This is a genomic window from Lacinutrix sp. (assembly GCF_037625555.1).
GTDB lineage: Bacteria > Bacteroidota > Bacteroidia > Flavobacteriales > Flavobacteriaceae > Lacinutrix.
The window spans coordinates 1-13,465 of the sequence record NZ_JASJHV010000120.1 but is presented as its reverse complement, the minus strand read 5'-3'; the positions used below and the strand labels follow the sequence as shown (position 1 = coordinate 13,465).

The following is a 13,465-nucleotide window of genomic DNA, read 5'->3' as shown; positions in this document are numbered from 1 at the left end:
TTTACAAACCAATTAAATGTGGTTGTGCTTTCTTTTTCTTCTATGCTTCTCAATCTTCCATTAGAAACGTTTGTTAAACCTTTTGGAACGTTTACACTAATAAGCATGCTATCTACTTCATCGTACATATGGTCTTTATTTGGCCACCAAACACTTGCTCCTAAACCTTGGCAAGAAGAGGCTACAAAATGATTTCCGTTCTTGTCTTTTTCCCAAGAAATACCTCCATCCCAAGGTGCATTTACTGATTCTTTTGGTTTGCCTTCGTAAAAAGCGACAACGCTATTAGTATCACCAATTTTTTGATTTTCTAGAAGTGTTACAAAATGAGCATTACCATCATGTTTTATGTCTAATGTTTTACCGTTTTGTGTGACTTTAGTTAATTTTAAAGGTGGTTGTAAATCTATTTGCATCACTTGACGCGGTTTTAAAACTTTATATTGTATTGTGTTTTTTCCAGAGATTGTTTTTTCATCTGGATTAACTTTAATATCTAAATAATAATAGCTTAAATTCCACCATTCACGTTCTTGAGTAATACTGCCACGAAGTGTATCTTGTCTTGTGAAGTTGTTTTTTTCTTCAATTAAACCTTGTCCAAAAACAGAAGATGTTAAAAATAGTGTAAAAACAAAAAGTGTTATTCTCTTTATAATCATGGTTTGTAATTTTATTTAAAAGTACTAAAAATAAAAAAGACTGCTTCAAAAATGAAACAGTCTTTTATTACTTGTTTTATAATTGTTTCTTAGAAACAATATTTTTCTTCTACTTTTACTTTTTCTGCAATTTCAATTCTTAAATCTACAATATCTGGATAGTTAGCATATTTTGTAAAACGTTTAAGACCCATTAACATCATTCGTTGCTCGTCTCCTTCAGCAAAAGAAATAATACTTTCTTTTCCTTTTTCTTCAACAATATCTACAGCATGATATAAATATAATTTAGCCATTGCAATTTGAGCAGATTGTGCATCTTCACCAAAGCGTTTTGCATTTTTTTCTGTTCTTAATATTGCAGATTCTGCCATGTAGATTTCAATTAAGATATCTGCAGCCGCAATTAATAATTGTTGGTGGTCTTCTAATTTAGTACCATATTTTTGAACTGCTCCACCAGCAACCATTAAGAATGTCTTTTTCAGTTTCTTAATCATTTCTTTTTCTTCAGAAAATAATTCAGAATAATCTGGTGTATCAAAAGAAGGAATACCCATTAATTCATCTTGAACTTTTTGAGCAGGACCAAGTAGGTCAACATGACCTTTCATTGCTTTTTTAACTAACATACCAACAGATAACATTCTGTTAATTTCGTTGGTACCTTCATATATACGAGCAATACGAGCATCTCTCCAAGCAGATTCCATAGGCGTTTCTTCACTAAAGCCCATTCCTCCAAATATTTGGATACCTTCATCTGCACAATTTTGTACATCTTCAGAAACTGCTACTTTTAAAATAGAACATTCAATAGCATATTCTTCTACACCTTTAAGTTCTGCTTCTTGATGCGTATTTCCTGCAGCTTCGCGTAAAGCAATTCTATCTTCAATATTTTTTGCAGCTCTGTATGTTGCAGATTCACCAGCATAAGCACTTGCTGCCATCTCTGCTAATTTTATTTTTATAGCGCCAAATTCTGAGATAGGTGTTTTAAATTGTCTACGTTCGTTTGCATATTTTACAGCATACGTTAGGATACGGCGTTGCGAGTCTAAACAAGCAGCGGCTAATTTAATACGACCAACATTAAGTGCATTCATAGCTATTTTAAATCCTTCACCACGACTAGCTAACATATTCTCTACAGATACAACAGTATCATTAAAGAACACTTGACGTGTAGAACTCGCGCGAATACCTAATTTATGTTCTTCTTCACCTAATGTTATACCGTTTAGGTTTTCACCATCGTACTCTACTATAAAACCAGTAATGTTTTTATCGTCTTCTATTCGCGCAAAAACAATCATCAAACTACAGAAGCCTGCATTTGATATCCACATTTTTTGTCCGTTAATCTTATAAGATTTTCTATCTGCAGATAATTCAGCAGTAGTTTTTCCAGAGTTGGCATCAGATCCCGCTCCAGGTTCTGTTAAGCAATAGGCTCCAAACCATTCACCAGTTACTAATTTTGGTACGTATTTTTGTTTTTGCTCTTCTGTACCATATAATGTAATTGGCATTGTGCCAATTCCTGTATGTGCACCAAAAGCAGTACTAAAAGAACCTGTACCAGACGAAATATAGTCGCATGTTAAACATGTAGATACAAATCCCATTCCTAAACCATCATACGCTTCAGGAACAGCAACGCCTAAAAAACCAAGTTCTCCGGCTTTACGCATAACATCTTCTGTTAATGCATAGTCTTTAGCCTCAAAACGGGCTTTATGAGGAATGATTTCACGATTATTAAATTCCATAACTGCATCCTTCATCATTGTTTGTTCTTCTGAAAAATCTTCAGGAGTAAAAACATCTTCGCAATTTGTTTCTTTTACAAGAAACTGTCCACCTCTTAATAATTCTTTGTCTTTTGTTGCCATAACTATATTATAATCTTATTGTTCTTTTTTCTTTGTTTTTTGTCTTGATTCTAGTTAAGAAATTCAAATATTCCACAAGCACCTTGTCCTGTACCAACGCACATAGTTACTGCACCATATTTCCCTTTCATGTCACGCTTACGCATTTCATCAAAAAGTTGTACAGATAATTTAGCTCCTGTACATCCTAATGGGTGTCCTAAAGCAATAGCACCACCATTTACATTTATAATATCAGGATTCAAGTTTAATTCGCGAATAACTGCTAGAGATTGAGAAGCAAAGGCTTCATTTAATTCAATTAAAGATAATTCATCTTGTTTTAAACCGGCTTGTTTTAATGCTTTCGGAATAGCCTTCACTGGTCCAATTCCCATAATACGAGGCTCAACACCTGCAGCTGCATAATTGACCATTCTAGCCACTGGTTCAATATTTAATTCTTTAACCATTTCTTCACTCATAACCATAACAAAAGCAGCCCCATCACTCATTTGTGATGAGTTTCCAGCTGTAACGCTACCACCAGCAGCAAACACTGCACGTAATTTAGCTAAAGCTTCTTTGCTTGTTCCTGCACGAGGACCTTCATCTTTAATAACTGTATATGATTTTGTTGATTTCTTCCCATTGGCATCAATATAAGTTTGTTCAACTTCTATCGGTACAATTTGATCTTGAAAACGATCTTCTTTTAAAGCTCTTAAGGCTTTCATATGAGAATGGTATGCAAATTCATCTTGATCTTCACGAGATATTTTGAATTGGTTGGCTACTGCTTCTGCAGTATTTCCCATTCCCCAATAATAATCTTCGTGGCCACCTTTAACAATAGCATCATAATTCAATTCTGGTTTAAAGCCGGTCATTGGCACGCTACTCATACTTTCTGCTCCACCTGCGATAATACAATCTGCCATTCCAGCTTGAATTTTTGCTGTAGCTATACCGATAGTTTCTACTCCTGAAGAGCAAAAACGATTAACAGTCACTCCAGGAACATCAATCACTTCTAATCCCATTAAAGAGATTAAACGTGCCATATTTAATCCTTGAGCACCTTCAGGCATTGCGTTACCAACGATAACATCATCAATACGTTTTGGGTCTAGACCTGGCAATTCTTTCATCATAAATTTGATGGTTTCTGCTGCTAATTCATCTGTTCTTTTAAAGCGGAACACGCCTTTTGGAGCTTTACCAACTGCGGTTCTATATGCTTTTACTATATATGCTGTTTTCATTTTTGTTAGTTTCTTAAAGGTTTTCCTTTGGTTAACATGTGTTGAATTCTTTCTAAAGTCTTACGCTCTGTACAAAGCGAAAGGAAAGCTTCACGCTCGATATCTAATAGATATTGCTCACTTACTTTAATTGGTTCTGATAAATCACCACCAGCCATAACGTAAGCTAATTTGTTAGCGATTTTCATATCGTGTTCACTAATGTATTTAGAGTCTTTCATAGAATCTGTACCTACCATAAACATACCTAAAGCTTGCTTACCTAGAACAAGAACATCTGTTCTGTGAACAGGTTGAGTATAACCAGCTTCTGCTATTAATTTAGCATGTGCTTTTGCAGTTGCTATTTGGCGATCTTTATTGACCACTACCAAATCTTTTCCTTGTTGAATTAATCCTAAATCAAATGCTTCATAAGCCGAAGTAGACACTTTAGCCATACCTATAGTTAAGAAGTATTCTTGAAGTGTATTTAATTGCACATCACCTTTTCTAAAGGTATCAGATGCTCTCAATGCCATTTCCTTAGACCCACCACCACCAGGAATCACACCTACACCAAACTCAACGAGTCCCATATAAGTTTCTGCTGCTGCTACTATTTTATCTGCATGAAGTGAAATTTCACAACCACCACCAAGAGCCATTCCGTGAGGAGCAGAAATTGTTGGGATTGAAGAATAACGCATGCGCATCATTGTGTCTTGAAAATATTTAATTGCTGCGTTAAGCTCATCATATTCTTGTTCTGCAGCCATCATAAAAATCATTCCGATGTTTGCACCAACTGAGAAGTTTGGTCCTTGATTTCCAACAATTAATCCTTGGAAATCTTGTTCAGCCATATCAATAGCTTTATTTAATCCCGCTAAGACATCGCCTCCAATAGTGTTCATTTTAGATCGGAATTCTACATTAAGAATACCATCTCCTAAATCTTGAACAGATACTCCTGAGTTACTAAAAACTTCAGTTGTTTTTCTAATATTGTCTAAAATTATGAATGAATCTTGACCTGGGATTTTTTCTTGTGTTTTCTTCGGAATATCATAACAGTATGTAGCTCCATCTTGAATAGAGTAGAAGCTATCACTTCCAGATTCTAACATGTCATGAACCCAATCTGCAGGTGCTATACCTTCAGCTTTCATCATCTCAATTCCTTTTTCAACACCAATAGCATCCCAGATTTGGAAAGGACCATGTTCCCAACCAAAACCAGCTTTCATCGCATCGTCAATTTTGTAGAGTTCATTAGTGATTTCTGGAATACGATTAGAAACATAAGCGAACAATGCTGAAAAACTCTTTCTATAGAATTCTCCTGCTTTATCTTTTCCTTTTACTAATACTTTAAAACGATCTGCAACGCGATCAATAGTTTTTGTCAATTCTAAAGTCGCAAATTTTGCACGTTTAGCTTGACGGTATTCTAAAGTATTAAGATCTAAGGTTAATATTTCTGAAGACCCATTATCGTTTCTAACTTTTTTATAAAACCCTTGTCCAGTTTTACTCCCTAACCATTTGTTTTCCATCATAGAATTGATGAAACCTGGTAACTTAAAGAGTTCTAAACGTTCGTCATTTTTGCAATTGTCGTAAATTCCATTTGCAACATGAACTAAAGTATCTAAACCAACAACATCTACAGTTCTAAAGGTTGCTGATTTTGGGCGACCAATAACTGGTCCTGATAATTTATCAACTTCTTCTACTGTTAAATCTAATTCTTTAACAGCGTGAAATAGACTTTGAATACTGAAAATACCAATTCGATTTCCAATAAATGCAGGCGTATCCTTAGCTATAACAGATGTTTTTCCTAAGAATTGTTCTCCGTAACCATCTAAGAAATCTAAAACAGCTTGATCTGTTCTAGGACCAGGAATGATTTCAAATAATTTTAAGTAACGCGCAGGATTAAAGAAGTGGGTTCCACAGAAATGCTTCTGGAAATCGTCGCTTCGTCCTTCGCTCATAAACTTTATAGGAATACCAGAAGTGTTAGATGTAATTAGAGTGCCTGGTGTTCTATATTTTTCTAGTTTTTCGAAAACTTGTTGTTTTATGTCTAGTCTTTCTACTACAACTTCCATAATCCAATCTGCATCTTTTACTTTGGCGATGTCATCGTCTAGGTTTCCTGTAGTAATTCTACTAGCAAAAGAATTATGGTAGAGTGGTGCAGGTTTAGATTTTATTGAAGCAGTTAACGCCTCATTTACTAATCTATTTCTTACAACTTTGTTTTCTAAAGTTAAGCCTTTAGCTTTTTCTTTGTCGTTTAGTTCTCTAGGAACGATGTCTAATAATAAAACATCAACTCCTATATTGGCGAAGTGGCTAGCGATACCGCTTCCCATAATTCCTGAACCAATAATGGCTATTTTTTTTATTCTACGTTTGCTCATCTTATTTTAAAATGTGTTCTTTTTGGTTGTATATTTTCTTGTTTGAAATCAATTCGTTAATTGTATTTGTAACTTCTTGAAAATGTTTAAGTTTTTCTTCAGACACATGTTTTTTAATGGTATTGTTGAATGTTAAGACTCTTTCTCTTGAATATTCTCTTTTTTCCCTTCCAAAGTCTGTTAAATAAATAAGGACACCACGTCCATCTTCTGGATTTGGTTTACGTTCTATTAAACCAAGTTCGTCCATTTTTTTAAGAATACGAGATAGGCTAGTGGCTTCCATTCCCATAATAGGACCTAGGGAAGTAGAAGGTGTTCCATTTTCTGGATCAATACTTAATAAAGTAAAACCAGTTGCCATAGTAGTATCAAATTTGGCAGCTTCTTCGTTATACATTTTATTTACAGCTAACCATGTTGTACGTAGTAAATAGTCTATGGTTTTATCTTTCATCAAAATTTAAATTCTTTAAAGCAGAATTCAAATATAGTAAAAATTTATTATGCATGCATAGTAAATTAACAAAAACTATATACTAGAATTTTACACTAAACAGTCCACTTTGGTTTGACGGATTACACTTTAGAACAAAGTTACTAGAGTAATTTAAAAACGCCTCAATTTTTAAACAGTGTAATTTTGATTCATAATCTTTTAATCTTGAAAGCATACCTTTCGTTACTCTTTCTTCGTGTATTAAAGGAGCTAAATAAAGTACGAAAATCTTTTTGTCAGGATATTTTTCCTCTAATAATCTAATGTGGTCAGGAACTGACGCTCCTTCGGCAGACCATTGTTGTGATTTTGCTTTTATTGTTGTGAGTTCAACAACTATTATCATATTATCAATAAATAAAAGAATATCAGGAGAGCAATAGAGAGTACTTATTGGTTTACTTTTAAATTACGAACGATAAATTTTATCATAAAGTTCTTGATAAATCTCTTTTATTATTTTGCGTTTCATTTTCATGGTTGGTGTAAGGTGTCCACCATCTATAGACCACACTTCTGCTGTAAGTTCAAAACGTTTTATTTGTTCCCATTTTCCAAATTTCTTGTTGTATGTGTCTACTTCACGCTGAATACGATTTATAATTTCTTGAGAGTTTACTATTTCTTGACCAGATTTACCTATGTTTTTCTTTTTTCTATCTATCCATTCTTGTATAAATTCGAAGTTAGGCTGAATAATTGCAGCAGGCATTTTTTCGCCTTCACCAACAACCATTATTTGTTCTATAAATCTTGATTGTTTTAATTCGTTTTCTAAAAGTGTTGGTATTACATATTTTCCACCAGAGGTTTTAAACATTTCTTTTTTTCTACCAGTAATTTTAAGAAAACCATCTTCATCTAATTCTCCTTTATCTCCTGTATGAAAATACTCACCAGTCATTACACTTGCTGTTTTCTCTGGGTCTTTAAAATAGCCCATCATTACGTTTCTTCCTTTTATAAGGATTTCACCATCTTCTGCAATTTTAACTTCTATGCCATCTATTGGTTTGCCTACTGTTCCTACTTTAAAATGCTGGTCTTTATACATTTCTACAGAAACTACAGGAGATGTTTCTGTTAAGCCATATCCTTGCATTACTTGCATTCCAGCAGCACAAAAAATTCTTGATAGTCTTGTCTGTAATGGTGCAGAGCCAGAAACCATAGTAGTTAGTTCACCACCAAGAGCCTCTCTCCATTTACTAAAAATAAGTTTGTTTGCTATTTTTAATTTAAATTCATACCAAGCACCATTTCTTCCGTAAGGTTCCCATTCTTCACCTAATGCAATAGCCCAATGAAATAATTGGCTTTTAATTCCTGTTAATTCAGTACCTTTTGCATAAATTTTATCATAAACCTTTTCTAAGAGTCTTGGTACAACACTCATTAAATTTGGTTTTATTTCTTTGGCATTTTCTCCAATTTTATCTATGCCTTCTGCATAATAAATAGAGACTCCAGCATGTTGGTAGATATAGATTAGAACGCGTTCGAAAATATGGCAAATAGGTAGAAAACTTAATACTTTTGGGTCTCCTTCTCCTAACGGTAAGCGTGGAATACTATTTAAGACATTACTTGTAATATTATCGTGAGATAACATAACACCTTTTGGTTTTCCTGTAGTTCCAGAGGTATATATTATTGTCGCTAATTCTTCTGGTTTTACTGCATCTTTTCTTGCTTCAACTTCTGGTTGTGTACTTGTATCTTTTCCAAGTTCAAATAATTCTGAATAATGCTTACAGCCTTCTATTTGATCAAAACTATACACTTCCTTAAGTTCCGTGTTTCCTTTAATCTTATTTACTTTTGCTAAAACTTCTTCATCACTTACAAAACAGTAAGTAGAGCCACTATGATTTAATACATACTCATAATCTTCTGAACAAATGGTTGGATATATAGGAACATTTTGTGCGCCTACTTGTAGAATTCCAATATCCATTATATTCCATTCGGTTCTATTTGTAGAGGATATAATTGCAATCTTATCGTGTTTGTTTACACCTAACTTTAGTAGTGCACGACTAACAGCATTTGCTTTATCTAAATACTCTTTAGTAGACATTGGTGTCCATTCTCCATCATATTTGGTAACTAATGCAGCTTCTAAATTATATTTTTCTACCTGATAATATGGAAAATCAAAAAGTCTTGTTATTTCTGTCATTTGAATAGTATAATATATCTATGCAAAATATGAAAATAATAAGGATTATCAAATAGGATATTAACAAAAGGCATTTATATTAATAAATGCCTTTTGTTAATATTAGTATTAAAGTGTTTTTAGTACTTTTCAACCCAAAGTCTAGCATTCAAAAAAGCTTCCAACCATGGCGACACTTCGTCTTTTCTGCCTTGAGGATAGTTTGCCCAGTTCCATTGGAATGTAGAACGTTCAATGTGTGGCATAGTAACCAGGTGTCTACCAGTTTTATCGCACAACATGGCTGTATTAAAATCTGAGCCATTTGGGTTATTTGGGTAGCCTTCATAGCCATACTTAGCTACAATATTGTATTGGCTTTCTGTTTTTAGTAAGTTAAATTTTCCTTCACCATGAGAAATCCAAACACCTAAAGTTGTGCCTTCTAAAGTTGATAGCATTACTGAATTGTTTTTTTGAATTGCAACCGAAGTAAAAGAACTCTCATGTTTTTTAGAGTCGTTATGAATCATTTTTCCATGATCATCATGTTCAGGATTTATTAAATCAAGTTCCATAAATAATTGGCAACCATTACAAATTCCTACAGAAAGTGTGTCTTCTCGATTAAAGAAATCATTAATCACTTTATTTGCTTTTTCATTGTATTTAATAGCTCCAGCCCAACCTTTAGCAGAGCCTAAAACATCTGAATTTGAGAATCCTCCTACAGCTCCTAAAAACTGAATATCTTTTAAAGTCTCACGTCCAGAGATTAAATCTGTCATGTGCACATCCTTAACATCAAAACCTGCTAAATACATAGCATTTGCCATTTCGCGTTCAGAGTTAGAACCCTTTTCACGAAGAATTGCTGCTTTCGGTTTTGTTTTTCCTAAAACTGGTAATTTTCCTGTAAAATGTTTTGGAAAAGTATAGTTTAAAGGCTGATTTTTATAATTTTCGTAGCGTGCTTCGGCTAAGTTGTTTGCAGTTTGTTTTTGATCAAGTAGAAAAGACGTTTTGTACCAAACATCTCTTAAACGAGAAACAGTCATTGTAAATACTTCCGTTCGGTTTATTATACTTAAAACATCACTTTCAGTAACTTTTCCAATATTAAAAAACTCAATGTTAGCATTCGTTAATACTGTTTCAATTGATGCATCTTTAGATTGAAAAACGATACCAGCATTTTCGCCAAATAATACTTTACAAGAATCTTTTTGGTTTAGCTCAGTAATGTCTAATTCGGCTCCAAGATTAATATCTGCAAAACAAAGCTCTAATAAAGTTGTTATTAAACCACCAGACGCTACATCATGACCAGCAATAATTTGTTCGTCTTTTATTAATTGCTGAATGGTGTTAAATACATTTTTCACAAAACCAGAATCGGTTACATTTGGTGCATCATTTCCAACTTTGTTTAAAATTTGAGCGAAAGAACTTCCTCCTAATTTAAAATCATCTTGAGAGATGTTTATATAGTAAATATCTCCAGCATTTTTATTAAAAACAGGTTCTATAACTTTAGAAATTGCATTACAATTTGCAGCTGCAGAAATCACAACTGTTCCAGGCGAAATAACTTCTTCGTTTGGATATTTTTGTTTCATTGATAGCGAATCTTTTCCTGTTGGTACATTGATTCCTAAATCTATAGCATATTCTGAAATTGCTTGTACTGCCTCGTATAATCGAGCATCTTCTCCTTCATTTTTACAAGGCCACATCCAGTTCGCAGATAGCGAAACAGAGTGTAATCCCTCTTTTAAAGGTGCCCAAATAATATTTGTTAATGCTTCTGTAATACTATTTCTACTACCTGCAACTGGATTAATTAATCCGGAAATAGGAGAGTGGCCAATAGAAGTAGCAATACCTTCTTTACCCTTATAATCTAAAGCCATAACACCAACATTATTTAAAGGAATTTGTAAAGGTCCAACACATTGTTGCTTAGCTACTTTTCCACCCACACAACGGTCTACTTTATTTGTTAACCAATCTTTACAAGCGACTGCTTCTAACTGGAGAACTTGATCTAAATAGTTATAAAATTCATCTGGATTGTATGAGATCTCACCATAATTTCTATCTAAAGTAATATCGTTTAAAATAGTTTTAGGAGAACTGCCAAACATGTCTTCTAATGCTAAATCCATTGGTTTATCTCCTTTAGTTTTAGACTCGAAAGTAAAACGATTGTTTCCAGTAACATCACCAACAGTATACATTGGTAAGCGTTCGCGTTCTGCAATTTTACTGAGAATTTCTAAATGTTTTTCTGCAATTACTAATCCCATGCGTTCTTGAGATTCGTTGCCAATAATTTCTTTTGCAGATAGTGTTGGGTCTCCAACAGGTAATGCATCTAAATCTATTTTTCCACCAGTATCTTCAACTAATTCAGATAAACAATTTAAATGTCCACCTGCACCATGATCATGTATAGAAACTATAAAGTTTTCTTCGCTCTCAACCATACCACGTACAGCATTAGCTGCTCGTTTTTGCATTTCTGGGTTAGAACGTTGTACAGCATTAAGCTCTATTCCAGATGCAAATTCACCTGTATCTGAACTAGATACAGCAGCTCCACCCATTCCAATTCTATAGTTTTCTCCTCCTAGAATTACAATTTTATCTCCAACTTGAGGCGTGTCTTTTAATGCTTGGTCTGCTTTCCCATAACCAATGCCTCCAGCTTGCATAATTACCTTATCGAAACCTAATTTTCTCGCATCTTGCTCGTGTTCAAAAGTTAAAACCGAACCACAAATTAATGGTTGACCAAACTTGTTTCCAAAATCTGAAGCACCATTACTCGCTTTAATTAAAATATCTACTGGTGTTTGGTATAACCAAGGACGTGCTACCATTTTCTGTTCCCAAGGTCTGTTTGCTTCTAGGCGTGAATATGAAGTCATGTAAACAGCTGTTCCTGCTAATGGTAAAGAACCTTTTCCACCAGCTAACCTGTCTCTAATTTCTCCTCCAGATCCAGTTGCTGCTCCATTAAATGGCTCTACTGTTGTTGGGAAATTGTGTGTTTCTGCTTTTATTGAGATTACAGATTCATACTCTTCAGTTTGGTAAAAATCTGCTTTGTCTGCTGTTTTAGGAGCAAACTGCTCTACTTTTGGGCCTTTAATAAAAGCCACATTATCTTTATATGCTGAAACAATATCATTAGGATGTTGTTTTGATGTTTCTTTTATTAACTTGAATAGTGATGATGGTTTTTCTTCACCATCAATTATAAAAGTTCCATTAAATATTTTATGGCGACAATGTTCTGAATTGACTTGAGAGAACCCAAAAACTTCAGAATCTGTTAACGGTCTTTCTATTTTCTTTGCAATACCTTCTAAATATTCTACTTCTTCAGCACTTAAAGCTAAACCTTCTTGTTCGTTAAAGGCAGAAATATTTTCAATATTTAAAATTGCTTCAGGTTGGATATTAATTGTAAAGGATTCTTGATTTAAGGTGCTAAATTTCTCTGAAATCATAGGATCGAAATCTTTAAAATCTACAGTGCAAGCTTTAAATTCTTCAATTCTAATAATGCTATCAATTCCCATGTTTTTTGTTATCTCAACAGCATTTGTACTCCATGGTGTTATCATTGCTGGACGAGGACCAATAAAAAAAGCGTCTAGAGACGCTGCATTTATTTTTGGTTGGTTTCCAAATAGCCATGTCAATTTTGATATGGTTTCTGTAGATAATTCTTTTGTTGCTTGAACAGCAAAGAGTTTACTGTTTTGGTTTCCGAAGAAATGAATCATTATTTATAAGGTTTGAAGTTATTTTTAAAAGAACAAATTTAAGTTTTTTTAAAGTAATATTGTTATTGAAATAACAAACTTAATTTTAGAGTTATCCACTAACTTTTAAACATAAAAAAAAGCGACACTAAGTAGTATCGCTTTTATATTATTTAAAAAAATTATGCTTTAATTAATTTTTTTGAGGTGCTTCCGTTTGGTGTTTCTAATTTTAATATGTAAACACCTTTATTTAATTGTGATACATTTATTTTTTTATTTGTTGGTGTAACGCTCCCATCAACTATTTTCTTTCCTAAAATATCATAAATTTCAAAACGTGTGTTTTGTTTTATTTCAATAGTTAAATAATTTCCTTTTATTGGATTTGGATATATTTTAAAATCATTTAATTGTATTTCACTTACACTCAAAGTTTGATTATGCGAACCTAAACCTGTACAAGTATCTTGTGGTAAAGTGTTCCATTCAGTTGCGTTATAAGTTGTGTTTGGGCTCGCTACTGTTTCTTTTCTTACTAAAGTTAAGTTTTGTGCAAAGTTTGCAGAATTTCCTTCTTCTCCAATAATATCGATTAACACGTTATTTTTAAATAAACCTATAGCATCATTGCCATTAAATCCTGTAATGGTATTGTTTACATAATCTTGTTGAGAAGGTTGACAGTTAGTGTTTAAAACGCTATTGACAATTACATAAACACCACTATTATTTATTGAAGCGCCAGCTGGAAAACTTACTGCGCTACCAAAATTATTTCCATTACTTGCTAGTTTTAATGTGTAATTAG

The 13,465-nt window shown here is 33.4% G+C and carries 8 protein-coding genes and 1 pseudogene; all 9 read right to left on the bottom strand.

The window, feature by feature from the left end; all coding sequences use genetic code 11:
* Positions 1-662, bottom strand: a pseudogene (locus tag QNK89_RS09960) (M1 family peptidase); the annotation flags it as partial.
* Positions 663-751: 89 nt separating this feature from the next.
* A complete protein-coding gene (locus tag QNK89_RS09955) occupies positions 752-2,560 on the bottom strand; it encodes an acyl-CoA dehydrogenase family protein (protein WP_340170875.1) in 1,809 nt (602 codons plus the stop codon).
* A 50-nt stretch (positions 2,561-2,610) separates the two neighbouring features.
* Positions 2,611-3,804 (bottom strand): acetyl-CoA C-acyltransferase, encoded by a 1,194-nt coding sequence (locus QNK89_RS09950; protein ID WP_340170874.1) that lies wholly within the window; start codon positions 3,802-3,804, stop codon positions 2,611-2,613.
* Positions 3,805-3,809: 5 nt separating this feature from the next.
* The gene (locus tag QNK89_RS09945) at positions 3,810-6,218 is read right to left on the bottom strand and encodes a 3-hydroxyacyl-CoA dehydrogenase NAD-binding domain-containing protein (RefSeq protein ID WP_340170873.1); all 2,409 of its coding nucleotides are present in this window, start codon (positions 6,216-6,218) and stop codon (positions 3,810-3,812) included.
* A 1-nt stretch (position 6,219) separates the two neighbouring features.
* Positions 6,220-6,675, bottom strand: coding sequence for a MarR family transcriptional regulator (locus QNK89_RS09940; protein WP_340170877.1), 456 nt, complete (start codon positions 6,673-6,675; stop codon positions 6,220-6,222).
* An 82-nt stretch (positions 6,676-6,757) separates the two neighbouring features.
* Positions 6,758-7,084 carry an AlwI family type II restriction endonuclease gene (locus QNK89_RS09935; RefSeq protein ID WP_340170876.1) on the bottom strand — a complete coding sequence of 109 codons (327 nt, stop codon included), beginning with the start codon at positions 7,082-7,084 and terminating at the stop codon, positions 6,758-6,760.
* Positions 7,085-7,126: 42 nt separating this feature from the next.
* On the bottom strand, positions 7,127-8,899 hold the full coding sequence (locus QNK89_RS09930; RefSeq protein WP_340170872.1) for an AMP-dependent synthetase/ligase: 1,773 nt from the start codon (positions 8,897-8,899) through the stop codon (positions 7,127-7,129).
* Positions 8,900-9,018: 119 nt separating this feature from the next.
* Complete coding sequence (gene purL, locus QNK89_RS09925; protein WP_340170871.1) at positions 9,019-12,675, bottom strand: phosphoribosylformylglycinamidine synthase; 3,657 nt, start codon at positions 12,673-12,675, stop codon at positions 9,019-9,021.
* Positions 12,676-12,836: 161 nt separating this feature from the next.
* Positions 12,837-13,465 (bottom strand): T9SS type A sorting domain-containing protein (locus QNK89_RS09920; protein WP_340170870.1); only part of this gene is annotated, 629 nt, incomplete at its 5' end.